The 22,861-nt window shown below is 63.2% G+C and carries 22 protein-coding genes and 1 pseudogene; 16 read left to right on the top strand and 7 right to left on the bottom strand.

Annotated features, from left to right (window positions below; genetic code table 11):
- The first annotated feature begins 239 nt into the window (after positions 1 to 239).
- The 11 genes and pseudogenes from ACGYK7_RS04260 to ACGYK7_RS04210 all read left to right on the top strand — a co-directional run bounded on the left by ACGYK7_RS04260 (position 240) and on the right by ACGYK7_RS04210 (position 8,054).
- Complete coding sequence (locus ACGYK7_RS04260) at positions 240 to 509, top strand: hypothetical protein (RefSeq protein ID WP_394399318.1); 270 nt, start codon at positions 240 to 242, stop codon at positions 507 to 509.
- Between the two features lie 81 nt (positions 510 to 590).
- Positions 591 to 869 carry a hypothetical protein gene (locus tag ACGYK7_RS04255; RefSeq protein ID WP_394399316.1) on the top strand — a complete coding sequence of 93 codons (279 nt, stop codon included), beginning with the start codon at positions 591 to 593 and terminating at the stop codon, positions 867 to 869.
- A complete protein-coding gene (locus ACGYK7_RS04250; protein ID WP_394399313.1) occupies positions 869 to 2,332 on the top strand; it encodes a TolC family protein in 1,464 nt (487 codons plus the stop codon). The genes ACGYK7_RS04255 and ACGYK7_RS04250 overlap by 1 nt, the downstream gene beginning before the upstream one ends.
- Positions 2,333 to 2,349: 17 nt before the next feature.
- A complete protein-coding gene (locus ACGYK7_RS04245; protein ID WP_394399311.1) occupies positions 2,350 to 3,708 on the top strand; it encodes a multicopper oxidase family protein in 1,359 nt (452 codons plus the stop codon).
- Positions 3,709 to 3,753: 45 nt separating this feature from the next.
- Positions 3,754 to 4,488: a copper-binding protein gene (locus tag ACGYK7_RS04240; protein WP_394399309.1), complete on the top strand. Its 735-nt coding sequence runs from the start codon at positions 3,754 to 3,756 to the stop codon at positions 4,486 to 4,488.
- A gap of 69 nt (positions 4,489 to 4,557) precedes the next feature.
- Positions 4,558 to 5,109 carry a helix-turn-helix transcriptional regulator gene (locus ACGYK7_RS04235; RefSeq protein WP_394399307.1) on the top strand — a complete coding sequence of 184 codons (552 nt, stop codon included), beginning with the start codon at positions 4,558 to 4,560 and terminating at the stop codon, positions 5,107 to 5,109.
- Between the two features lie 30 nt (positions 5,110 to 5,139).
- Positions 5,140 to 5,589 carry an ion channel gene (locus ACGYK7_RS04230; RefSeq protein WP_394399306.1) on the top strand — a complete coding sequence of 150 codons (450 nt, stop codon included), beginning with the start codon at positions 5,140 to 5,142 and terminating at the stop codon, positions 5,587 to 5,589.
- A gap of 162 nt (positions 5,590 to 5,751) precedes the next feature.
- Complete coding sequence (locus ACGYK7_RS04225) at positions 5,752 to 7,050, top strand: multicopper oxidase family protein (protein ID WP_394399304.1); 1,299 nt, start codon at positions 5,752 to 5,754, stop codon at positions 7,048 to 7,050.
- On the top strand, positions 7,050 to 7,472 hold the full coding sequence (locus tag ACGYK7_RS04220) for a c-type cytochrome (protein WP_394399301.1): 423 nt from the start codon (positions 7,050 to 7,052) through the stop codon (positions 7,470 to 7,472). Before ACGYK7_RS04225 ends, ACGYK7_RS04220 begins: the two co-directional genes overlap by 1 nt.
- 7 nt (positions 7,473 to 7,479) lie before the next feature.
- Positions 7,480 to 7,701, top strand: a pseudogene (locus tag ACGYK7_RS04215) (SDR family NAD(P)-dependent oxidoreductase); the annotation flags it as partial.
- Positions 7,702 to 7,805: 104 nt separating this feature from the next.
- On the top strand, positions 7,806 to 8,054 hold the full coding sequence (locus ACGYK7_RS04210) for an SDR family oxidoreductase (protein WP_394399299.1): 249 nt from the start codon (positions 7,806 to 7,808) through the stop codon (positions 8,052 to 8,054).
- 67 nt (positions 8,055 to 8,121) lie between these two features.
- Here the strand turns inward: ACGYK7_RS04210 and ACGYK7_RS04205 are convergent, their stop codons facing one another.
- Together ACGYK7_RS04205 and ACGYK7_RS04200 are read right to left on the bottom strand one after the other, a co-directional pair.
- Positions 8,122 to 9,138 (bottom strand): cation diffusion facilitator family transporter, encoded by a 1,017-nt coding sequence (locus ACGYK7_RS04205; protein WP_394399297.1) that lies wholly within the window; start codon positions 9,136 to 9,138, stop codon positions 8,122 to 8,124.
- A complete protein-coding gene (locus ACGYK7_RS04200) occupies positions 9,135 to 9,833 on the bottom strand; it encodes a transporter substrate-binding domain-containing protein (protein ID WP_394399295.1) in 699 nt (232 codons plus the stop codon). The genes ACGYK7_RS04205 and ACGYK7_RS04200 overlap by 4 nt, the downstream gene beginning before the upstream one ends.
- Positions 9,834 to 10,579: 746 nt before the next feature.
- On the opposite strand from ACGYK7_RS04200, the gene ACGYK7_RS04195 reads away from it, so the two are divergent.
- The 4 genes from ACGYK7_RS04195 to ACGYK7_RS04180 all read left to right on the top strand — a co-directional run bounded on the left by ACGYK7_RS04195 (position 10,580) and on the right by ACGYK7_RS04180 (position 15,646).
- On the top strand, positions 10,580 to 12,151 hold the full coding sequence (locus ACGYK7_RS04195; protein ID WP_394399293.1) for an ABC transporter substrate-binding protein: 1,572 nt from the start codon (positions 10,580 to 10,582) through the stop codon (positions 12,149 to 12,151).
- Positions 12,152 to 12,233: 82 nt separating this feature from the next.
- Entirely contained in the window at positions 12,234 to 13,190 is a 957-nt protein-coding gene (locus ACGYK7_RS04190; protein WP_394399291.1) for an ABC transporter permease, read from the top strand.
- Between the two features lie 2 nt (positions 13,191 to 13,192).
- On the top strand, positions 13,193 to 14,011 hold the full coding sequence (locus ACGYK7_RS04185) for an ABC transporter permease (protein ID WP_394399289.1): 819 nt from the start codon (positions 13,193 to 13,195) through the stop codon (positions 14,009 to 14,011).
- An 18-nt stretch (positions 14,012 to 14,029) separates the two neighbouring features.
- The gene (locus ACGYK7_RS04180) at positions 14,030 to 15,646 is read left to right on the top strand and encodes an ABC transporter ATP-binding protein (protein WP_394399287.1); all 1,617 of its coding nucleotides are present in this window, start codon (positions 14,030 to 14,032) and stop codon (positions 15,644 to 15,646) included.
- Positions 15,647 to 15,656: 10 nt separating this feature from the next.
- Here ACGYK7_RS04180 and ACGYK7_RS04175 read toward each other — a convergent pair whose 3' ends face one another.
- Genes ACGYK7_RS04175 through ACGYK7_RS04155 form a run of 5 tightly spaced genes read right to left on the bottom strand, consistent with a single transcriptional unit; the run spans position 15,657 to position 21,997 of the window.
- Positions 15,657 to 16,988: an aspartate aminotransferase family protein gene (locus tag ACGYK7_RS04175; RefSeq protein WP_394399286.1), complete on the bottom strand. Its 1,332-nt coding sequence runs from the start codon at positions 16,986 to 16,988 to the stop codon at positions 15,657 to 15,659.
- A gap of 3 nt (positions 16,989 to 16,991) precedes the next feature.
- Complete coding sequence (locus ACGYK7_RS04170) at positions 16,992 to 18,104, bottom strand: phosphotransferase (RefSeq protein ID WP_394399284.1); 1,113 nt, start codon at positions 18,102 to 18,104, stop codon at positions 16,992 to 16,994.
- Positions 18,101 to 19,390 (bottom strand): ArgE/DapE family deacylase, encoded by a 1,290-nt coding sequence (locus tag ACGYK7_RS04165; protein ID WP_394399282.1) that lies wholly within the window; start codon positions 19,388 to 19,390, stop codon positions 18,101 to 18,103. The genes ACGYK7_RS04170 and ACGYK7_RS04165 overlap by 4 nt, the downstream gene beginning before the upstream one ends.
- A gap of 19 nt (positions 19,391 to 19,409) precedes the next feature.
- Entirely contained in the window at positions 19,410 to 20,972 is a 1,563-nt protein-coding gene (locus ACGYK7_RS04160; RefSeq protein ID WP_394399280.1) for an acetolactate synthase large subunit, read from the bottom strand.
- On the bottom strand, positions 20,969 to 21,997 hold the full coding sequence (locus tag ACGYK7_RS04155; RefSeq protein WP_394399278.1) for a histone deacetylase family protein: 1,029 nt from the start codon (positions 21,995 to 21,997) through the stop codon (positions 20,969 to 20,971). The genes ACGYK7_RS04160 and ACGYK7_RS04155 overlap by 4 nt, the downstream gene beginning before the upstream one ends.
- On the opposite strand from ACGYK7_RS04155, the gene ACGYK7_RS04150 reads away from it, so the two are divergent.
- Positions 21,962 to 22,780 (top strand): GntR family transcriptional regulator, encoded by an 819-nt coding sequence (locus tag ACGYK7_RS04150; RefSeq protein ID WP_394399276.1) that lies wholly within the window; start codon positions 21,962 to 21,964, stop codon positions 22,778 to 22,780. The genes ACGYK7_RS04155 and ACGYK7_RS04150 overlap by 36 nt on opposite strands.
- The last annotated feature ends 81 nt before the right edge of the window (positions 22,781 to 22,861 follow it).

Genomic DNA, 22,861 nt, shown 5'->3' with positions numbered 1-22,861 from the left:
CGGGGGGCAGGTCGCGTTGGCCGTGCCCCCCCCCAGACCCTGCTGCCACGGTAGAGAGGCCTAAAAAGTTGCCATCCTTCCAGCGCTGGACGCGTTGACAGGCTTGGCCACATGGGACACTCCTGTTCCTCATGCGTCCTTTGGCAAACATATTATACCTCTGTCGCGCCCTGCTTGGCGTGATTTTGGCCTGTAGTTTGTTGCTGCTGCCGCCTTCCTCGGTACATGCCCAAAGCGGCATGCATGACAGCGCGCAGGCGCTGCATCACGCTGACGATCATGGGGCGGCAATGCCTGTGGCGCAGCAGGATGCCGCGCAATCCGAGCATCTGGATTTGTCAGGAGAGCTCGACGGCGAACCTTGCTGCGGGGGCATCTGCCTAACGGCCGCGCTCAATCCCTCGCAGGATTCCAGAATGTCAGATCTGCGGTCCGTCGAATTCACCCGCGTTTCCCGGTCCGTCGTTTCGGGCCAGCCTTCCCGCCAGTTGCGCCCGCCGCGCGTCTGAGTTGATCCCGGCCCGAACACGGCCTTCCCATTCGCAGTGTCCTGCTGCGGGTTAGATCACCTCATTCTCAGGCAAATACCAATGAAACGACCACTGATCGCAGGGACCATGTCCCTGACCCTTGGCGCATGCGCCACGGCGCTTCCGCCCCTTCCTGACGTCACCGCCGCCTATGTTCAGCACCCCACGCCGCTGCCCAATGTCGCCGCCATGACCGCCGCCGACAATAGCGCGCGCGGCAGCGTTGCGCCCACCGCCGAGCAGCCCTTCGCGGGCTACCGTCGCCGCGGCGTTGTCGAGCCGCTCGACTGGCGCCGGCTCAATGCCGAACAAGCGCCGATGCAGGGGATGAACCACTGATGCGCTGGAAATTGAAAACCGCGGCTGTCATCACCCCGCTGATCTTGGGCGCCTGCACGACAACGGACCTGCCGGTGAGCTTCTCGGCCCGTGATGCTGGCTTTGCCACCGTCGAGGCGCGCACCTCCAAAGCCATCGGCAAGCGCACCGTATGGGCACAGTCGCAGGCCGAGACCGTCGCCACCTCCAAACAGGTGCGCGCCATGGTGCAGGGCAAAACCATCAATGCCGAAACCGCCGTGCAGGTGGCGCTTTTGAACAACAAAGGGCTTCAGGCGTCCTATGCGCAGATCGGCCTATCGGCGGCAGAGGCGTGGCAACAGTCCACGCCTGAGAACCCGGTCGTGTCCATCGGACTGTTGGGCATCGGCGCGCCCGAGGTGGGGCTCTATCGTGCTTTGGAAAGCATGATCGCCGTGAACCTGCTGGATGCCCGCACCCGCAAACAGCGCATCGCCGTAGCCGAGGCAGAGTTCCAGCACGCCCAGATGCAGGCGGTGAGCGACACGCTGGCTTTGGCCAATGAAACGCGGGAGGCTTGGATCAATGCCGTCGCCGCCTTCGAGACGGTCAGTTACCTGAAGCGGGCCTCGGTCACCACCGATGCCTCGGCCGAGTTGGCGCAGCAGTTGGGCAAGACCGGCGCGCTCAACAAAGCCGCGCAGGCCCGCGAACAGGCCTTCAATGCGGAAATGGCGGGGCAACTGGCGCAGGCACGGCTGGACGCGGAACTGGCCAAAGAGCAACTGACCCGTCTCATGGGGCTTTGGGGGCAGGACGTGGCCTATTATGTCCCCGATGCCCTGCCGCGCGTGCCGAATACGGTCAGGGGCCACGGGGGCATCGAACGGCTGGCGCTGGCCAACCGGGTCGACCTCGAAGTCGCACGGCTGGGGCTCGCCGCCACGGCGAAAGCCTACGGTCTGACCGATGCCACCCGCACGTTGACCGATCTCGAAGTCATCGCCGGGGTGGAAGTCGAGCGCGAGGAAGAGAATGGCGAGATTGAGACCAGCGCCTCCCCGCAGGTCGAGTTCGAGTTCGTCATTCCGATCTTCGACAGTGGCAAGGCACGGCTGCGCAAGGCCGAGCTGAGCTATCTTCAAGCCGCCAATGTCCTGGCGGAACGGGCGGTGAATGTGCGCTCCGAGGCGCGGGCGGCGGCCACGGCCTATCGCTCGAGCCACCAGATCGCCCGGCATTACGCGGAGGTGGTGCTGCCGCTGCGCCGCACCATCGATGAAGAGGCGCTGTTGAGCAACAACGGCATGATCACCAGCACTTTCGACCTGCTGAACGACGCCCGCGAGAAGATCGGCAGCCAGCTTGAGGCGGCCAATGCCAAGCGCGACTTCTGGCTGGCCTCGGCCGGGCTGACCGCCGCGATCTACGGCGGCGGCAGCGGCGGCGCGAGCGCGGGCGGAGAGACACAGATCGCCGCCGGTGGCGGCGCCGGACATTGAGACAAGGAAGCAAACAGATGATCAACAGACGTCAACTGCTGGGCGCGGGTGCCGCGGGGGCGACGCTCGTCTCCTCCAAGGCCTGGGGCCAGACCCTCAACATGGGCCTGCCCGAAGCCGCGGTCATGGACAGCGCGGCGACCCAAGCCCCGACCCGCCCCACCTCGGGGCCGGATTACAACCCCGTCGTCACGCTCAATGGCTGGACCCTGCCGCACCGGATGAACAACGGGGTAAAGGAATTCCACCTCGTCGCCGAACCGGTCGAGCGGGAGCTGGCCGATGGGATGGTCGCGCGGCTCTGGGGCTACAACGGCCAATCGACCGGCCCGACCATCGAGGCGGTCGAGGGCGACCGGGTGCGCATCTATGTCACCAACCGCTTGCCCGAGCATACGACGATCCATTGGCACGGGCTGATCCTGCCCTCGGGGATGGACGGTGTCGGCGGGCTCAGCCATCCCGGCATCCCGCCGGGCAAGACCTTTGTCTATGAGTTCGACCTGACCAAATCGGGCACCTTCATGTATCACCCGCACGGCGATGAGATGGTGCAGATGGCCATGGGCATGATGGGCATGTTCGTAGTCCACCCCAAGGATCCGGATTTCATGCGCGTGGATCGGGACTTCCTGATCATGCTCAATGCCTTCGACATCGACCCGGGCAGCTACATCCCGAAAATCATGACGATGACGGATTTCAACCTGTGGACCTGGAACAGCCGGATCTTCCCGGACATCGACCCCCTGGTCGTCAACCGTGGCGACAGGGTGCGGGTGCGGGTCGGCAACCTGACGATGACCAACCACCCGATCCACATGCATGGCTATGACTTCAAGGTCACCTGCACCGATGGCGGCTGGGTGCCGGAATCGGCGCAATGGCCCGAAGTCTCCATCGACATCCCCGTGGGCGCGATGCGCGCCTATGAGTTCGTGGCCGACCATCTGGGCGACTGGGCGATCCACTGCCACAAGTCGCACCACACGATGAACGCGATGGGGCACGATGTGCCGACGCTGATCGGCACCAACAGCACCCAGATGACACGTCAGGTCCGCCGCGTGCAGCCCGAGTTCATGCCCATGGGCACGGCGGGCATGGCGGATATGGGCGAAATGTCGATGCCACTGCCCGACAATACCGTGCCGATGATGGCCGGCTGGGGGCCGCATGGCCCGCTGGAAATGGGCGGCATGTTCTCGGTCGTGAAGGTGCGCGAGGGCATCGACGCGGACGATTACGAAGATCCCGGCTGGTACGAAAACCCGCCGGGCACCGAGGCGTATGAATGGACGGGCGAACTGCCTGACTTTGCGCAGAACCACAGTGCGAAAACCCAGATCACGCCGAAACCAACCTCCAAGGGCTAAGCGGCCCTCGGACCGCAACGACAACCAAAGGATACAGGAAACACCATGAACAAACTTCTTCTTTCGACCGCCCTTAGCCTTCTGATCGGCGCCCCCGCCTTTGCCGCAGGCACCCACGGCGGCGGCCACGGCGATGACGGCCATGGCGAGATGCATGAAGAAATGGCCATCGGCATGCCCGGCAAAGCCGAGGCCGTTGACCGCACCATCGAAGTGACAATGCGCGAGACCGACGACGGCGAAATGATCTTTGAGCCGGCCGAATTCGACATCCAGAAGGGCGAAACCATCCGCTTTGCCGTCACCAACAAGGGCGAGATAGAGCATGAGTTCGTCATCGACACCATGGAGGGCAACGCCAAGCACAAGGAAGCCATGGCCAAGATGGACATGGAGCATGACGATCCAAATTCCGTGCGCCTCGACCCCGGCATGGAGGGGGAGGTGATCTGGACCTTCGCCAACGAAGGCGCCTTTGAGTTCGCCTGCCTGATCCCCGGCCATTACGAATCCGGCATGCATGGCCCGCTGACCGTGGCGCAGTCCGATGCGGCCGCCGAGGCGCCGCTGGTCTATTCCACCGGCAAGGTCAAAAAGATCGACAGTAAGGGCAAGAAGGTCACCATCATCCACGGCCCGCTGGAAAACCTCGATATGCCGTCGATGACCATGGTGTTCAAAGCCGATGAGGCGCTGATCGCCAGGATGAAGGAAGGCCAGAACATCGAATTCGTGGCCGACCGTGTCAAAGGCAAGCTGACCGTCACAGCGATGAAGTAAGCGCGTCTTGCAGGGCCGGTCGCTGAGGTCGGCCCTGCATTCCACCACAACAACAAGGCGTATCGAGCTATGAAAACGCGTGGAACCATCGCCCTTTGGGCCATCGCGGCGCTACAGGCCGTCGTGGCGATTTTCTTTACCACCTGCTTCTTGCTGGACGCCATCGGCATGGAGCCTGATTTCCTGATCTGGCAGAGCCATGAGTACCAGCAAACCGTCTTGGCCATCGGCCTGAACCTCGGCGTGGCTCTTGGCTGGGTCGCGCTTCGCACCAGTTTGCAACGGGCGCGGCTTGCCGAAGAGAAGATGCGTCGGTGCACCTCGGAGTTCTCAATCGTGATGTCTCAGCATTTCACCGATTGGCGGCTGACCCCGGCAGAGCGGGATGTCGCTGTCTTTCTGGTCAAAGGGCTCAGCACCCGCGACATCGCGGAATTGCGCGGCACCTCCGAGGGAACGATCAAGGCGCAGACCAACGCGATCTACCGCAAGGCCGCGGTCACGGGGCGCACGCAGCTGCTGAGCACCTTCATCGAGGACTTGATGGATGACGTCCTGCTGCCCGAGGGCCCGCAGCGACCTGCACCGACAAAGGGCGCTAAGATTGCCGCCGCAGCATGACATGACCCTACGAAGAGAGGTGCCCGCCTTATGATCCAAGCAATGCTTTTGTCAGCTCTGGTCGTGACAATCTGCACAGCGATTCATTATTTCGTCCTCAAAGGGGTCTCCGACACGATCGCCCGGTGCCGTGCAGGGGGGCAGGGCCAGAATCTGGGCCTCGCGGTAGGGGCGATCACGATCGCGCATGTGATCGAGGCTTTCATCTATACGCTCTTCTTTCTCTGGGCTGTACAGGGGTTGCAGATCGGCGTGCTGAACGCGTCCGGCCCGGGGGACAAGCCGATCACCTTGATGGACTATTTCTATTTCTCGCTGGTCAACTTCACCACGCTGGGGCGCGGAGACCTGAGCCCCGCAGGGCATTTGCGTTTTCTTACCGGCATCGAAGCCTTTCACGGGTTTCTTATGATCACCGCCTCGGGAAGCTTCCTTTTGCAGGTCATGGGGGGCCGTGCCCCCTTGTCAGAGAGGGGATGACCCGAATGGTTCGGCACAGTCCCCTGAGCCAGATTGCGCGCATCGGCGGTTCACCTCGCACCCGAGTTGGAAACGGCTTGCGCAGCCAGTACCTTTGTCTGAACCCCGGCGGCCCGCGCATCGACAGCAGCATGAATCTCAAACATCCCGATAAGGCATGACATGAACAGAAGACACTTCCTCGCCAGCGCTTCAGCCGCGATGGTCCTGCCGCGCCCAAGCTTTGCAAGCGCGCTGCCTTTGACGCTCAAGGCCCAGAGCGTGACCCAACAGATCCTGCCTGAGGGCGAAGGCACCACCGCGATGCTCGGCTTCAACGGCTCGACGCCCGGCCCAGAGCTTCGGCTCAAACGCGGCGCGCAGGCTTCGATCAAGGTCGAGAATGCGTTGCAAGAGGGCACAGCGGTTCACTGGCATGGCATTCGGCTAGAGAACCGAATGGACGGCGTGCCGGTCTTGACCCAAGACTTGATCAACCCCGGCGACAGCAAGACCTACAGTTTCGTGCCGCCCGATGCGGGAACCTATTGGTATCATTCGCACTACATTTCGCAAGAGCAGGTCGCGCGGGGCCTCATGGGGCCGTTGATCGTCGAAGACGACATGCCGGTCGATGTGGATCACGATGTGACTGTGATCCTGTCAGACTGGATCCTTAATCAAGACGGCAGCCTTGTCGATGAGTTCACGGATATGCATAGCGTCGCACATGCGGGCTATATGGGGAACTTCGCCCGCGCCTTCCTGTCGCGGGATGAGGTCCGGCAGGGCGACCGTGTGCGCCTACGCCTGATCAATGCGGCGACCAACCGGATCTTTCCGCTGATGCTGTCGGGGGTCTCGGGGTCGGTGGTGGCCTTGGACGGTATGGCGCTGAGCCAGCCGCGCGACCTGTCCGACCTAGTGCTGGCCCCCGCCCAGCGGGCCGATCTGATCGTCGATATCACGGGGCCGGTTGGCTTTGACATGCAGACCGGGCAGGGGGGCTACAGGCTCGCCGAACTGCGCGTTTCTGGTGAAAATAGCGAGCGCAAACCCGGACCTCTGCCCAAGCTCACGGCCCCGAACCTCCCCGCGCCGGGCAGCCCCGCGCAGCATCTCACCCTCACCATGATGGGCGGCGCGATGGGCGGGCATCACGGCGGCGCGAATATCTGGTCCTTCAACGATGTCTCGGACCTGCCGCCGGACCCTTTCGCCACCATAGAGCGCGGGGAGACCGTGCGGATCACCCTAGCCAACGACACCGCTTTTCCGCATGGCATCCATCTGCATGGCCACCATTTTTACGAAGTCGCCGCCGATGGCAGCCTTGGGGACCTGCGCGATACGACATTGCTCGCAGCCCGCGAAAGCCGCGATGTGCTTTGCGTGTTCGACAATCCCGGCCGCTGGCTGATCCATTGCCATATGCTGAGCCATGCCATCGGAGGGATGCGCACTTGGGTTGAGGTCACGTGATGCGTTATCTGTTTCTAGTCTGCCTTTGGGCGACCGCCGCACAGGCGGAGCACGAACTTGAAGTCCGCGATATCGAAGCCGGTCGCGGGCTCTATGCCGAGACCTGCGCGGCCTGTCATGGGGCCGATCTGGAAGGCCAACCCGAGTGGCGCACACCGGACGAGGACGGCATCCTGCCCGCGCCGCCCCATGACGCCACCGGCCACACCTGGCACCACGACAACGCGCTGCTGTTCGAATATACCAAATTCGGAGGCCAAGCCGCTTTGGCCGCGCGCGGCATCAATGATTTTGCCAGCGGCATGCCCGCCTTCAAAGAGGTTCTGTCGGACGAGGATATCTGGGACATCCTCGCCTACATCCGATCAACTTGGCCGCCCCGCGAACAGGCTGTTCAGGCAAGCCGCAATCGGGCGCATTGAAACGCTGTTGCTGGAGGGCGATGTCGGTGAGAAAGCCTTTTGCAAAGATGCCGTAAGCCGCACGATGGCAAGCTTTGGCAAGATCGACATCCTCTTCAACGATGCGGGCGAACAACACGCGCAGGAAAGCCTCGAAGACATCGAAGAAGCGCAGATCGAACGCACGTTCCGCACCAATATCATCGGCATGATCTTGGTGACGCAGGCGACGCCGCCGCATCTGAAAAAGGGCGCGCGGATCATCTGTGTGACGTTGATCACCGCCTACAAAGGGCAGGTCTTCTCATCGACTATGCCTCGACCAAAGGGGCGATCCTGTCCTTCCTGCGCGCGGTGGCAAGCAAGCTGGCGCCCAAGGGGATTCTGGTCAATGGCGTGGCCCCGGGGCCGATCTGGATGCCACCGATCCCGGCTTCCTTCCCGGCGGAAAAGGTTGAGGGCTTCGGGCAGAACGCCCCGCTTGGCCGCCCCGGGCAGCCGAATGAGGTGGCCCCATCGCTGCTGTTCCTCGCTTGCGAGGACTCGTCATATATGAGCGGACAGGTGCTGCATCCGAACGGCGGTACGTTGGTCGGGGGCTAAACCAGATGCCTTTCGCCTCGCCCGCCATGGCGCGGGGCGGGCGCGATACGGGGGGCGCGTCCGTGGTTCAGCCCGCCGGACGCCGCCGGGCACCCGAACGCAGCGGCAAAGTGCCGTCATCCGCGCCTTCGATCGTGACCGACCCTGCAATCTTGGTTCGCGGCATGATTGAGATGTCATGAATGCGCCAATGCAGGTCGAGCAATTCGGCCTCCGCCGCCTCGACCCTTTCGGGCGTGCCGCCGTTATCATGCGCCACGACATAAATCGTACCGGTCAGAAACCGCCCTTCTTCGCGCAGCCGCAGGCGGCTTTCGCAGACCCATGGCAGCGCGTTGAAGGTCTTTTGAACCTTCTCGATCAGAGGGTCGAACTCTTTATCCTCAATCGTGCGCGGCATCTCATCGCTGAGGTCGCGGATCGCCGCGCCCGTGTGTTTGAACCCGTCATGCAGCACGTCCAAGGCAATTATGATCGCCGCGACCGCATCGGCCCACCACCAGCCCATGCCAATTCCGAGGATGCCCACGATCCCGGCAAGCCCGGTCATCCAATCCGCCTTGTTCATCATGGCATCGGCATAGAGCGTCTTGTCATGGAGCATCTTGGCAGGTTTCATTTTCAGATGGCCGAAAATGACCGGCATCACGACGCTATAGGCCAGCGCCGCGATCATCACCCAACCGAACCAAATGGTGGTGCCGAAAAGCTCGACACTGCCGATGCTGGGGTGTTCTTGTTTGAGCAGCGCGATGGAAGAGTCGACGATAAGAAAAATCCCGACCCCGCCGAGCGACACGGCGCTGATCAGATAAGCGATTGATGTGACGCGGATATAGCCCAGTGGGAAACGGCGGTTGGGCTTCCACCCCTCGATCCACGAGCCAACCAGAAAGGCGATGGGCGGCACGAAGCTGAGCAGGTCTTCAATCCAAGCAGTTTTCATCGCTTGGCTGCCACCCACCACAAAGTAGATCGCCGCCACGATCGACACCAAGACCGCGATCCAGATGGCCTCAAGCCAGCGCGCGCGGTGCAGCGCCTTTTTCTGCGCCTCGGGCATGGTGCGAATGGAACGGCTCATGGGGCAGATGCGCGCAAACGCGCCCCGATGGTTCCGGCCTCATCTCGAAGGAAACCTTCGATCTCCATCAGCCAAGCGTTTTCGCCCTGCTGCACGGCAACGACATGTTGCGCTCGCTTTAGGGTCACTTCGCTGGCGGTAAGGTCTTTCTCCTCAAGCTGCCAATGGGGGAGGGCGGCAAAGCTGAGATCCTCGGCCCATTGATCCACCGGAATGCCGCCTTCTTTCTCGACCAGTGCGGCAAGCGGCAGGTCGGGCGGTACGAAAACCTGTTGTCCTTTGATGTCATCAGGCAAAGCGTCTGGCCCGCGGCTGCCGATGACAAAGGACTCTTCGAAATAGACGTAACTCGGCGCGGCACTCTTGACTGGTGTCACGTCCTTGCGGGTGAAACCCCCGATGGCGAGGTCGATGTCACCCTTTTCCAACCCCTCCAAGGCTGCGAAGGCGCCGAGGGGCTTCCATTCGATGGACACCCCCAAAGCCTCGGCAAAGGCGCGGGTCAGATCGGCTTCGACCCCCTGCGGCGGGTGGCCGTCTGCCAGCACGACCCACGGCGGGTTTTCCGATACCGCCACGGTCATTTTCTGTTCGGCAAGAACGGTTTCGAGGGTTTCTTCCACATCCCGAGGGAACTGCAGGTCCTCGCATGCGGCGAGCATGCTCAGGGCGGCGAGGGGGAGCAAAAGGCTCAAACCAGTCGGATATCCTACGCCTTTCGCATGCGGCGTAGCTTTGCGGGGCGTCATCACATTATTCCTTTGAGCCGGATCGCAGGGGGATAACCGGCGGTTACCCGAAAGGTTCCTGTAACGGTCAACCTCACCCCCGCGGCCCGCTCGGTTAATTTTCGTAGGAGGCGTGGATTGGGGGCGCATCTTTGGAGCGCCTGTTTCTGCACCCGGGCGCGGCGCGAAGCCCGCGCGTTTCGGGGACTGTGCCGTCGGCGGGCGCAGGGTGACCATCGACCGCCCGCGCGACGGGCTTTACAGTCACTGGCATTTGCGAGGCTGTCGACACAGTTAGGGGTGCGCAGACGACCAAAGCCGAAGGAATTTTGCGGCAGCTTTATGCGCCGACCAACCAAAGGTTTTCAGGGCACGCAGCAGGGGGCGGCGGCTGGGCTGCACCGCCCGCCACCCCTCAACATCTTGATCTTCCCGTAAAACTTCACTAGCCGTAACGTAATTTCGCGACAGGCGACCGGGGTATCTATACCGCGGTGTCGGAACCGGCTATGCCTATGGGAAAGAGCGTTGCGGCAGGCGAATTGCCGCGATGGATCGCACGCAGAGGGGCGCGCACCGTCTTTTGTCCGCGCCTGCGGCTGGGGCGGATGGCCCATGCCAGTGCGAGGGGGGCGACCAATAACGCGGCCCCGCAGCAAGATGCCGAGCGCTTTGTCAGGCGTTTGACCAAGAAAACAAACAAGGGGGATACAATGACCAATTTCACAAACCGTCAAAACGGCCCGAGCCGTCGCAGCTTTCTGGCCGGGAGCGCCGCAGCCGTGGGGGCCGGTCTGATCCTGCCGCGCGGGGCGCGGGCACAGGCGCAGCCCAAGAAGGGCGGCACGCTGCGGGTGGGCTTCACCCAAGGTTCGACCTCAGACAGCCTTGACCCTGCGACCTTCAACAACGACTTCATGTTCGCCAGCGGCTACGCGGTCTTCAACACATTGACCGAGATCGCCCCCGACGGCACCGCCCAGCCCGACCTTGCCGAGAGCTTTGAGGCCAGCAGCGACGCCGCCACATGGACCTTCCGCCTGCGCGACAATGCGCAATTCTCGGACGGCAAAACCGCCACGGCGAATGACGTGATCGCCTCGGTCCGTCACCACATGGGGCCAGAGTCCAAATCTGGGATCAAACCGCTGCTTGAGCAGATCACCGACATCCGCGCCGATGGCGATAAGGTGGTGGTGTTTGAACTGGCTGCGGGCAACGCGGATTTCCCGTTCATCTTCAATGATTACCACCTCGGCATTCGCCAAGACACCGGCGACGGCACGATCGACCCCAACAGCCGCATCGGCACCGGCGGCTATGTGATCGACGTCTTCGAGCCGGGCGTGCGGGTCGAACTGTCGCGCCGCGATGACTACTGGAAAGAGGGCCGCGCGCATTTCGACAAGGTCGTGATCCTGAAAGTCGGCGATCCGGCGGCCCGGATGAACGCGCTGATGACCGGTGAGGTCGATCTGATCGACCGGCCCGACCTCAAGACGATCAACCTCTTGGGTCGCGCACCCAACGTGAAGATCCACACTCAGGACGGCACGCTGCATTACATCATGCCGATGCAGACCAACACGGCGCCCTTCGATGATCTGAACGTGCGCATGGCGCTGAAATACGGCATCAACCGCGAGGACATGATCGAAAAGGTTCTGCGCGGCTATGGCACCGTGGGCAATGACCAACCGATCTCGCGCTCCATGCCCTATTACAACGACGATCTGGAACAGATCACCTATGATCCGGAGCGGGCGAAGTACCACCTGAAACAGGCGGGGTTGGAAAGCCTCGACGTGACGCTCTCGACTTCGGATGCGGCGTTCAACGGGGCGGTAGATGCCTCTGTGCTCTTTGCCGAAAGCGCGCGGCCTGCTGGCCTGAACATCGAGGTGAAGCGCGAGCCGGATGACGGCTATTGGTCGAACGTTTGGCTGCAAAAGCCCTTCTGCTGCTCCTATTGGGGTGGCCGCCCGACGCCTGACCTGATGTTCTCGACCGGCTATGCGGCGGATGCGGAGTGGAACGAGACCAAATGGGACAACGAGCGTTTCAATGAACTGCTGTTGCAGGCCCGGCCCGAGCTCGACCAGACCCGCCGCGCCGAGATGTACGGCGAGATGCAGAAGATCGTGAAAGAACAGGGCGGCGCGCTGATCCCCGCCTTTGGTCAATATGTCTCGGCCATGAGCGAAAGCGTGCAGATGCCCGAGGAAGTGTCCGAGATGTGGGATCTCGACAGCCAGCGCTTCATCGAACGCTGGTGGATGTCCTAAGCCACAGCTTCACGCGGGCGGCCCCCGAGGGCCGTCCGTTTCCCGCACCAATGGCCCGCCCCGGGCCGGAGAAAACTTTAAAATGTCCCGGCTTCAGAAGCTTGTTATTGGCCGAGTGTCCCTTGGCATTCTGACCCTCTTTGTCGTATCCGCCCTCATGTTCGTTGGCATCGAACTTTTGCCCGGTGATCTGGCGCAGCAGATCCTTGGCCAATCGGCGACTGAATCGACCCTCGCCGCCTTTCGCGCCGAGCTTGGCCTCGATCAGCCCGCGCATCTTCGGTATTTCGATTGGCTTGGCGGTGTGCTGCGCGGTGATTTCGGCACCTCTCTGGCTTCGGGGCGCGAGGTGTCTGAGCTTTTGGGCCCGCGGCTTGCCAATACCATGTTTCTGGCCGTCTATGCCGCCGTCATCGCCGCCCCGCTGGCGGTGATCCTCGGCCTTCTGGCGGCGCTGTGGCGCAACACGCTGTTTGACCGCGGTGTCAACCTGACCGCGCTTTCCGCCATCTCCATGCCCGAGTTTTTCGTGGGCTATCTCCTGATCCTGTTTTTGTCGATCAAAGCGGGCGTCTTCCCGACGCTGGCACGGATCGACAGCGCCACGGGGCTTTGGGACGCGCTCTATCGCAGCTTTCTGCCCGCGCTGACGCTTATTCTGGTGGTCGTGGCGCATATGATGCGGATGACGCGGGCGGCCATCATCAATGTGCTGGCCTCGCCCTATATCGAGATGGCCCGCCTCAAGGGCGTGCCGCGCTGGCGCATCATTCTGCAACACGCGCTGCCCAATGCGCTCGCGCCGATCGTGAACGTCGTGGCGCTGAACCTTGCCTATCTGGTGGTCGGCGTGGTGGTGGTTGAGGTCGTCTTTTCCTACCCCGGTCTGGGCCAGTTACTGGTCGATGCGGTTTCCAGCCGGGATTTCCCGGTGGTGCAGGCCGTGGGGCTGTTCTTTGCCGCTGTCTATATCACGCTCAACGTTCTGGCCGACATCATCTCGATCATGTCGAACCCGCGTCTGCGGCACGGGAGATAACGATGAAATCTTTGCTAAAATCCGCGCCGCCCTCGGCGATCTTTGGCATGGTGGTGCTGGTCCTCGTGGCGATCACCGGTCTTTTCGCCCCGTGGATTGCGCCCTATGGCGAGACGGAGGTGGTGGGCGACGCCTATCTGCCGTGGAGCGCCGCGCATCCGCTCGGCACCGACAATCTGGGCCGCGATATGCTGTCGCGCATGATCTTTGGGGCGCGCAATACGGTCGGGCTGGCGCTGCTGACCACGGCTATTTCCTTTTCGGTCGGGGCCACGCTGGGGATGCAGGCCGCCCTCAAGGGGGGATGGCTGGACGAAGTCCTGTCGCGGCTCGTCGACGTGTTGATGGCGGTGCCGCCGCTGATCTTGGCGCTGATGCTCTTGGCCATTGTCGGCCCCTCGATCCCGAATATGGTCGGGGTGATCGCGGTGATCTATGTGGCCCCGGTCTACCGTCTGTCGCGCGCGGCGGCGATGAATGTGGTGGGCCTTGATTTCGTCGAGGCCGCCAAGCTGCGCGGGGAGCGCACGCCATGGCTGCTGCGGCGCGAGATTCTGCCCAATATCTGGTCCACCCTGATCGCTGAATTCGGCGTGCGCTTTTGCTTTGTGTTTCTCTTTATCGCGGCGCTGTCCTTTCTCGGCATCGGGATCCAGCCGCCGACGGCGGATTGGGGGTCGATGGTGAAAGAGAATGCCACCCTGATCAGCTTTGGCGATATCACCCCGCTGATCCCGGCGGCTGCCATCGCCTTGCTGACCGTCGCGATCAACCTGATCGTCGATTGGATGCTGCACCGCGCCAGCGGTCTGAAAAGTTAACCAAGCAGGGGCAGGCCTATGGGAAATCTTCTGAACATTCGCGGTCTTCGGCTTGAGGCGGGCAGCCGTGCGCGGCCCAATGTGATCATCAAAGGGCTCGATCTGGAACTGGACCGGGGCGAGGTGCTGGGTCTTGTCGGCGAAAGCGGGGCGGGCAAAAGCTCCGCCGGCTTGGCGGCGATGGGCTATGTCCGCGACGGGGTGCGCTTTGCCGGGGGCAGCGTCGAATTCGACGGGACCGAGTTGATCGGCATGGGGCGCGGGCAATTGCGCCGGTTGCACGGCAAACGCATCGCCTATGTCGCCCAGTCCGCGGCGGCAAGCTTTAATCCCGCCAAGACGCTGATCGACCAATATACCGAAGCGCCACGCCTGCACGGTGTCTCGGGCCGCGCGGCGGCAGAGCATGACGCTGTCGCGCTCTACCGTCAGATGCAATTGCCCAACCCCGAAGAGATCGGATTTCGCTACCCGCACCAAGTGTCGGGCGGCCAGTTGCAGCGGGCGATGACGGCGATGGCCATGGCCTGTCGCCCCGACCTGATCATTTTTGATGAGCCGACGACCGCCTTGGACGTGACCACCCAGATCGAAGTGCTGGGCGCGATCCGCGATATCGTCGAGCAATATGACACGGCGGCGATCTATATCACCCATGATCTGGCCGTGGTCAGCCAGATGGCCGACCGCATCTGCGTGATGAAGGATGGCGCGGCGGTGGAGACCGCGCCGACCAAGACCATGCTGGACGCCCCGCAAGAGGAGTACACCCGCTCGCTCTGGGCCGTGCGGTCCTTCCGCCGCCCCGACGCCGAGGCGGGGGAGGCCCCGGCGCTGATCCGCGGCGAGGGGGTCTCGGCCGCCTATGGGCCGATGACGGTTCTGGACAACCTTAACTTCACCTTCCCGCGCGGCCAGACCACCGCCGTCGTCGGGGAAAGCGGGTCGGGTAAATCGACGCTCGCGCGGGTGATCGCGGGGCTGTTGCCCCCCGTCGCCGGGCAGTTTTTCTGGAACGACGCGCCGCTAGAGCCGCGGTTGGCCAAACGCGGGGCCGAGACGCTGCGCAATATCCAGATGATCTATCAATCGGCGGATACCTCGCTGAACCCGCGCCACAGTATCCGCGAGATTTTGGCCCGCCCGGTGCGCAAGTTCACGGGCCGCAGGGGACAAGAGCTTCAGGCGCGGGTGGCGGAACTGATGGATCTGGTCGACCTCGACCGCGCCTTCCTTGACCGCAAACCTAGCGAACTCTCGGGCGGGCAGAAGCAACGCGTGGGCATCGCGCGGGCGCTGGCAGCCGAGCCCGAATTCATCATCTGTGACGAGGTTACCAGCGCGCTGGACCAACTGGTGGCCGAAGGAATCCTGCGGCTTTTGGTGCGTTTGCAGGCCGAGCTGGATCTGACCTTCATGTTCATCACCCATGACTTGGCCACGGTTGAGGCGATTGCTCATAAGGTGATCGTGCTCAAGAATGGTCAGATCGTGGAACAGGGCGGGCGTGATGAGATCTTCGGCGCCCCAAAGCAGGCCTATACCAAGCGGTTGCTGACATCGGTGCCTCAGATGGACCCGGAATGGCTGACCGAGGCCCGCGCGCGGGAGCGGTCCCTGCGCGAGGCGCAGTAGGGCCGCGGGGTTAAACCCCCTCGGCCCGCGCGGCGGCAAAGGCGGCTTCGGTCGCGTCGAGGAACAGCGTAGCCTCGGCCTGCTGCAAGACAAGCGGCGGGCGGATTTTCAGCACGTTGGCCCCCGGCCCGGTGGCGCTGATCAAGACGCCATTCTGGCGCAGGTGGTTGACCACGAATTTGGCGCGGGCGGCATCGGGGGCGTTGGTCTTGCGCGCGGTGACGCATTCGACCGCCAGAAACAGCCCCGCGCCGCGCACATGGCCGATCTCGGGGTAGCGGGTCGCGATATCCTGCAAGCCGCGCTTGAGAAAGCCGCCCACCCTGGCGGCATTGTCCTGCAATCCCTCATCCGCGATCACGTCGAGCACCGCCATGCCCGCGGCGGCAGCCACGGGGTTGCCGCCAAAGGTGTTGAAATAGCGTGCCTTTTCACCAAATTCTTGCACCAGTTCTGGCCGCATCGCGGTGCCGGAAAGGGGGAAACCATTGCCCATCGGCTTGCCCATCGTGACCATGTCAGGCACCAGACCGTGGCGCTGAAACCCCCAGAAAGCGTCGCCGGTGCGGGCAAAGCCGGGCTGCACTTCGTCAGCGATGAAAAGCCCCCCTTCGGCGCGGATCAGATCGACCGCCGGTTGCAGGAACCCTGCCGGATCGGGATGCAGCCCGTCGCTGGAAAAGATCGTATCGACGATGAAGGCCGCAGGCTCGATCCCATCGGCGCGCATCTCGGCAATCGCTTGGGCCAGATCGGCGGCGAGTTTCGCGCCCTGCTGGGCCTCGGGGATGCGCAGCGTGTCAGGCGCGTCGATCAGCCGGATGCGCGGGCTGCGCGGGGTGAATTCGCCTAACGAGGGGGAGAGTTCGGCCACCGCTTCGGTCAACCCGTGATAGGCAAGCCGGGTGACGATGACGCCCTCGCGCCGGGTATAGCTGCGGGCGATGCGCAGGGCGATGTCATTCGCCTCGGAGCCGGTGCAGGTGAACATGACATGGCCGAGTGCGTCGGGCATGGTGGCGAGCAGCCGTTCGGCATAAGTGAGTACTTTTTCATGCAGATAGCGGGTGTGCGTGTTCAACACGCCCAACTGCCGGGTAATCGCCTCGACCACGCGGGGGTGGCAATGGCCGACAGATGCGACGTTGTTATAGGCATCGAGGTATTTGCGTCCGTCCTTGTCCCAAAGCCAGACACCCGCACTGCGCGTGATATGCAGCGGCTGATCGTAGAACAGCCGGTAGGCGGGGCCGAGCGCCTTGGCGCGGCGGTCGATCAGGGCGCGGTCTGCGGGGCTGAGGGCCTCGGCTTGGGCGCTGTCATAGGCGTTGATCATGGTCATCGGTCACTCCGTTCCCGCAGCGTGGTGCAGGGCTTTGATCGCGGCGGCGTCGCCCACATGGTCGAGTGCGGCCAGCCCGCGCTGCGAGGCGGCGGCGTTGCGCAGGATATAGGCGGCATTCTCGGGATAGCGCCGCGCGCGAGAGGCACCGATCGCCAAGGTGGTGGCATGGCGCAGCCGGATCAGACTGGGCAGAAGCGCGATTTCCTCGGCCTCCAGCGGCAGCCGTGCGGCGAAGCCCGCGACCATCTCGCAGATGGCGGCCAGTGGGTCTGTACCTTGGCCGAGTTGATAGGAGCAGGCTACCGCCAGATCGCAGGCCAGCGGCGTATGCACCATGTCACCGAAGTCGATCAGCCCGACGGGGCGCAGTGCCTCTGGTCCATCGACCAAAATATTGTGCGGATTGAAATCGTTATGGACGACCTGTGCCCGCAGATGTGGAAGCTGGGGCGCGACTTCTGCATCAAAGTGATCGAGGGTGCGCCCCAGTTGGGCGCGCAGCGCGGCGTCCTGCACATCCGCCAACAGAGGGCGCAGATGGCCTGCCTGTTTGATGTCCCATTGCAGAAAATGCCCGCCCGCCGGGTGAAAGAACCCGCGCAGCCCAAGGGTGACCCGCGCGTGGAAATCGCCCAAGGCGCGGTAGAGGCCGGGCTGCGGGGCCGCATTGCTGAGCACGGTGCCGCCGAGGAAGGACATCAGGCGGACCACATGGGGCTGTCCGTCGGCGGCGGTGACGACCTCGGCGGCTTTGCCGTTCAGGCTGGCGCAGATGCGTTGCACGGGCAGTTCGGGATCGGCGGCGGCCAGATGCATCAGTGCGGCGGTCTGCATGTCGGTCACCGCACGGTCTTCGGCGGCGTTGGTGATCTTTAGCAGTGCCTTTTCGCCCGTGGCGAGGGCAATGAGGAAGTTCGCGTCTTTCTCAGCCGCAAGCGGTTCGATCTGACCCGAGATACCATAGCAGCGCCGCGCGACCTCTGCCGCGCGGGCCGCGTCAAAGGCGGGCGGGTCTTGCGCCAGCAGGTCGGTCTGCGCCCCGGCCTCTTCGGCCAGCACACCGCTGAGAAAGGGGGGCAGACCGCCATGGGGCGTGATCCCGGCCTCGGTCATGGGGTGATGTCCTCGGTCCCGCACCATTCGGCGATGAACAGCGCCATGGCTTGGGTGATCTTCTTGACCGAACTCAGGCTGACGGATTCATTGATCCCGTGAATGTTGCGCGACTTCGGCCCGTAACAGAGCGCGGGGATCTTGTTGTAAAGCGCATAGACCCGCGTATCGAGGTAGCCCGCCGTCATGAAGGATTGCAGCGGCGCGCCGATGGCCTCTTCATGGGCGCGTTCCAACACGGCTTCGGCTTCGCTGCCCGGCGCCAGCACATAGCCTTCGGCGTGAAAACCGTTGAAGACCACCTTGGGCGGATTGTTCGACAGGAAGTTGTCGCTTTGGGCGAAGGCTTTGACCCGCTCGGTGATCTCGCGCGCGGCATCCTCGGCGCTGCGGCCCGGATAGATGGAAACGCGGCAATCGATGTTGCACCATGACGGCACCGATGACGCCCAATCGCCGCCTTCGATCTTGCCGATGTTAAGGTTGATCGGATGGGTCTCGTCTTCGAAATGCGGGTGCTGGTCTTTCTCGGCGTTCCAATCCTCCTCCATTTCGCGCAGGGCGGTGATGACGCGGGTGGCGGCATCAATGGCATTGGCGCCTTCGCCCATTTCGCGCACATGGACGGGCACGCCACGCAGCTGCACCTGAAACCAGATGACGCCGGTGTTGGCGCGGACCAGCATTTCCTCTTCGGGTTCGGGGATGAAAACCGCATCGGCGGTGTAGCCTTGCAGGAAGGTCTGCAAAGCGCCGTTGCCGGTGGATTCCTCCTCGACCACGGATTGCACATAGACGGTTGCCGCCGGTTGCAGCCCGATGCGGCGCAGCGCGTCGAGCGCAAAGAGATTCGCAGCCGCCCCCGCCTTCATATCGCCCGCGCCCCGGCCATACATCCAATCGCCGTCGATCTTGGCCGAAAAGGGCGGATCGTCCCACATGTCGTGCAGCCCCTCGGGCACCACATCGAGATGCGATTGCAGGATCAGCGAGCGGCCCCGCTCATCGCGCGGGCGGTGGATGCCCACGACGATGGGCGCATCGGAATGATCGTCCGAGTATTTCGACCCGCCGGGATGCGCCTCAATCGCGGCGCGGTCCATCTTGAAACGGTCCATCGCGTAGCCACGGCTTTGCAGGCTGCGAAACAGCAGGTCTTGGATCGCATGTTCATGGCCGCGCAGAGAGGGCATTTGCACAAGCTTTTGGGTAAAGCTTACCTGTTCGGCAAATCCGTCTTCGACAGCCTGAAGGATGCGAGACTTGAGGTCTGGATCGAGGGGCATGGCGTGTCCTTTCGGTGGGTTACAGCATCGCTTCGATGAGGAAGGGGCCGGGCTCTTTTGCGGCCTCTTCGATGGTGCGCATCAGATCGGTGATGTCTTCGACCCGTTTGCCGGGCACGCCCATGCCCTTGGCCATGGCGACGAAATCCAATTGCGGGCGGTCGAGGTTCAGCATGCTCAGCGCGTCAGGGCCGGGCTGGGCGCCGACATTGTGCAACTCGCCCTTGAGGATCTCATAGGACTGATTGGCCAGAATGATGGTGGTGACGTTGGAATTCTCGCGCGCTTGGGTCCAGAGTGCCTGAATGGTGTACATGGCCGAGCCATCGGCTTGCAGTGTGATCACCGGGCGGTCGGGGCAGGCGATGGCGGCCCCGGCGGAGAGGGGGATGCCGATGCCAATCGACCCGCCGGTCAGCGCGAGCCAAGTGTTCGGCGCAGCACTGTCGCCCGCCGGGAAAGTTGCCCCGCCGGAAGAGACGGCCTCATCCACCACGATGGCGTCTTCGGGCAGCGCATTGGCCAAGGCCGCGCCGAGGTTTTGCAGGCTGATGCCGCCCGCCTGTGGTGCCGCGGGCCGCGCGTGGTCGCGCGGGGTGGCGGGTTTCGCACCGATGCGGTCGGCCAGAGCGGCCAGCGCGGTGGCACCATCGCCATCGACGGCGGCGAGTGTCACGGTATGGCAATCGACCGGCAACAGCAGGCTCGGCTTGCCGGGATAGGCAAAAAAGGCGACCGGGGGCGGGGTTTCGACCAGGATGGCGCGGCTGTAGGGGGCGAGGGATTCGAGCGCTGCGTTGATCGGATAGGGGATTTTGTTGACGGCAAACCGCCCCTGTCCGCGCTCCAACCGGCGGTTCGAGGTCGGGGCGAGGATATCGGCCCCGGTCTTTTCCGCAATGCCATGCAGCAGGGCCATCGCCTCTTGGTTTTCAAGCACACCGCTGCCGACCAGAAGCACGGTCTTCTCACCGCTTTCCAAGGTTTTGACCGCGGCATCGAGCGCGGCTTCGTCCAGCGGGGCAGGGGCGGCGGGGGCGACGGCCTCGGCCATCTGGCCGCCCGCGTCCCAGCCGATGTCGGCGGGCGCGATCAGCGTGGCGACCTTGCCCGGCTTGCCTTGGGCGACCGCGAGGGCGGTCATCGCATCGGCGGCAAAGCTGCCCGCGTCACGGCCCGAGCGCACCCAATCGCTGAAGGGCGCGCAGGCGCCTTCGACATCCGCCGACAGGGGCGCGTCGTATTTCTGGTGCCGCAGCGCGTGATCGCCCACAAGGTTGACCATCGGCACCCGCGCCTTGCGGGCGTTGTGCAGGTTGGCGGCGGCATTGGCGAAACCGGGGGCAAGGTGCAGCAGGGTCACCGCCGGTTTGCCCGCCATGCGCGCATAGCCATCGGCGGCGCCGGTCACCACGCCTTCGAACAGGCCCAGAACGCAGCGCATCAGTTTGGTGCGGTCCAGCGCGTCGACGAATTGCATTTCGGAGGTGCCGGGGTTGGCGAAACAGACCTCCACCCCGCCCGCATGCAGGCTGCGCACAACGCTTTCCGCGCCGTTCATCTCTTGGGGTGTCTTGCTCATGCTGTGGCCTCGCGGAATGTCGTGAGAAATGATTTTGCGTTATCGGCAAGGGAGGGGCCAAGGTAGCCGCCCTCTTGGATCAATGCGGTGGGAAGGTTCAGCGCCGCCAAGCGCCGCGCCATCTCGGCAAAGCCGTCGGGGTAGACCTTCACGGCAGCGAGCGGATCGTCGGCGGCCATGTCAAACCCCAGCGAGACGACCAACGCCTCGGCCCCGAAATCACGGATCGCGGCGATGCCCTTTTCGAGCAGGGCCAGCACCTCATCTTGGCTCGCGCCCTGCGCCAGCAGGAGGTTTAGCGATTTGCCCGCCCCGTCGCCTTCGCCCGTCTCATCGGCATGGCCAAGGTAGAAGGTGGGGTAGGTGGCCGGATCGGGATGCAATGAGCAAAAGAAGATGTCGCCGCGTTCATAGAGGATGTCGAGCGAGCCATTGCCGGTGTGCACGTCGATGTCGATCAGCGCGACCTTCTTATAGGTCTGGGTAAGGTGCTCTGCCGCGATACAGGCGTTGTTGAAAAAGCAAAAACCATTCGCGCAATCGCGCATCGCATGGTGGCCGGGCGGACGGCAGAGCGCATAGGCCGCGCGGGCACCGGTTGCCACCGTTTGGGCCGTTTCAATGGCGGTTTGCGCCGACCAATAGGCCGCGTCCCATGACCCTTCGGTCAGCGGGGTCGAGGTGTCGGTCATCCACCAGCCCAATTGACCGTGAATATCCTTGGGCTCTTTCCCGCGCCGCACGCCGGGGTGCATGGTGGGGATGGCCAGCGCCTCTGGCCCCGCGCTTTCGACGAAACGGGCATGGGCATCGGGCAGAAAGTCGACGTAATCGGGGTTGTGCACCGCTTTGATCGGCGCCAGCCCGTGGTCTTGGGGTTTGCTGATCTCGAACCCTTCGCCGATTAACATATCGCGTAGAATTTCAGCACGTTGGGGCTGTTCTTGATGCGGCATCGCCGCGCCGCGCCGAAAGTAATGTGTCGGCGCATGGCCAAGCTGGCGTTCGTCGAAAAAGACTTTCATCACATTCCCTGTGGTCTGATGTCGTTGCGGCGGAGCATTGCAGTTTTAATTTGCAGGCTCAATAGAAATGATGCATCATGCATCAAAACTGGCAGCAAGTCGGCCAGTAAGGATGAGGGCGCGATGGCCGAGATCAATCAAGTTTCATTAGGCGATGCGATCTATGATCGGGTCTGTCAGGACTTGGTGGAAGGCAGGCTGCGCCCGAATGAAAAGGTCACCATTCGCGGCTTGGCAGAGCGGTTGGGCACCAGTTCGACCCCGGTGCGCGACGCGGTGCAGCGGCTTTTGCGGGATGAGGCTTTGGTCCAGCGCAGCGTGCGAGATGTGCGCGTGCCGGTGCTGACAAAGGCGCAGTATCTCGAAATTGCAAGCATCCGGCGCGAGCTGGAGGGTTTTGCCGCAGGCCGCGCCGCTGAGGTGGTCGGCCCCAAGGAAATCCGCCGCCTGAAGAAGATTGTCGAGCGCAACGAGGCCGCAGCGGTGGCCGGGCGCTGGCCGCAGGCGGTGAAGTTCAATCAAGAGTTCCATTTTGCGCTGGTAGAGGCGGCAGAGATGCCGATCCTGCTGGCCATTCTCAGCGGGCTATGGCTGCGCATGGGGCCGTTGATCGCGGGGTACTATGCGCGAGAGCAGATGGGGCTGGTTCGACATCATCAGGCAATTATTGCAGCCTGTGAGAATCGCGATCCCGCGGCCGCGGCTGCGGAGATGCGCGCAGACATCGATGACGCAAAGGAGGGGATCATAAGATACATCCAATCATTCACCACAGGTGAATGAGCCATCAAGGCGCCGCATATCGCGCGGCGACCACCCAAGCGACTGCAAGAAGCCGACATCAGATCGGACGCCGTCATTGGG

This window comes from Sulfitobacter sp. 1A15299 (assembly GCF_043556915.1).
Lineage (GTDB): Bacteria > Pseudomonadota > Alphaproteobacteria > Rhodobacterales > Rhodobacteraceae > Sulfitobacter.
The sequence above is the reverse complement of the archived record's forward strand: the minus strand, read 5'-3'. Positions and strand labels throughout refer to the sequence as shown.

Coding starts and splice junctions, on each gene's coding strand:
- ACGYK7_RS04260 (WP_394399318.1), top strand. CDS start 240: ATGCATGACAGCGCGCAGGCGCTGCATCACGCTGACGATCATGGGGCG.
- ACGYK7_RS04255 (WP_394399316.1), top strand. CDS start 591: ATGAAACGACCACTGATCGCAGGGACCATGTCCCTGACCCTTGGCGCA.
- ACGYK7_RS04250 (WP_394399313.1), top strand. CDS start 869: ATGCGCTGGAAATTGAAAACCGCGGCTGTCATCACCCCGCTGATCTTG.
- ACGYK7_RS04245 (WP_394399311.1), top strand. CDS start 2,350: ATGATCAACAGACGTCAACTGCTGGGCGCGGGTGCCGCGGGGGCGACG.
- ACGYK7_RS04240 (WP_394399309.1), top strand. CDS start 3,754: ATGAACAAACTTCTTCTTTCGACCGCCCTTAGCCTTCTGATCGGCGCC.
- ACGYK7_RS04235 (WP_394399307.1), top strand. CDS start 4,558: ATGAAAACGCGTGGAACCATCGCCCTTTGGGCCATCGCGGCGCTACAG.
- ACGYK7_RS04230 (WP_394399306.1), top strand. CDS start 5,140: ATGATCCAAGCAATGCTTTTGTCAGCTCTGGTCGTGACAATCTGCACA.
- ACGYK7_RS04225 (WP_394399304.1), top strand. CDS start 5,752: ATGAACAGAAGACACTTCCTCGCCAGCGCTTCAGCCGCGATGGTCCTG.
- ACGYK7_RS04220 (WP_394399301.1), top strand. CDS start 7,050: ATGCGTTATCTGTTTCTAGTCTGCCTTTGGGCGACCGCCGCACAGGCG.
- ACGYK7_RS04205 (WP_394399297.1), bottom strand. CDS start 9,138: ATGAGCCGTTCCATTCGCACCATGCCCGAGGCGCAGAAAAAGGCGCTG.
- ACGYK7_RS04195 (WP_394399293.1), top strand. CDS start 10,580: ATGACCAATTTCACAAACCGTCAAAACGGCCCGAGCCGTCGCAGCTTT.
- ACGYK7_RS04190 (WP_394399291.1), top strand. CDS start 12,234: ATGTCCCGGCTTCAGAAGCTTGTTATTGGCCGAGTGTCCCTTGGCATT.
- ACGYK7_RS04185 (WP_394399289.1), top strand. CDS start 13,193: ATGAAATCTTTGCTAAAATCCGCGCCGCCCTCGGCGATCTTTGGCATG.
- ACGYK7_RS04180 (WP_394399287.1), top strand. CDS start 14,030: ATGGGAAATCTTCTGAACATTCGCGGTCTTCGGCTTGAGGCGGGCAGC.
- ACGYK7_RS04175 (WP_394399286.1), bottom strand. CDS start 16,988: ATGACCATGATCAACGCCTATGACAGCGCCCAAGCCGAGGCCCTCAGC.
- ACGYK7_RS04170 (WP_394399284.1), bottom strand. CDS start 18,104: ATGACCGAGGCCGGGATCACGCCCCATGGCGGTCTGCCCCCCTTTCTC.
- ACGYK7_RS04165 (WP_394399282.1), bottom strand. CDS start 19,390: ATGCCCCTCGATCCAGACCTCAAGTCTCGCATCCTTCAGGCTGTCGAA.
- ACGYK7_RS04160 (WP_394399280.1), bottom strand. CDS start 20,972: ATGAGCAAGACACCCCAAGAGATGAACGGCGCGGAAAGCGTTGTGCGC.
- ACGYK7_RS04150 (WP_394399276.1), top strand. CDS start 21,962: ATGGCCAAGCTGGCGTTCGTCGAAAAAGACTTTCATCACATTCCCTGT.
- ACGYK7_RS04155 (WP_394399278.1), bottom strand. CDS start 21,997: ATGAAAGTCTTTTTCGACGAACGCCAGCTTGGCCATGCGCCGACACAT.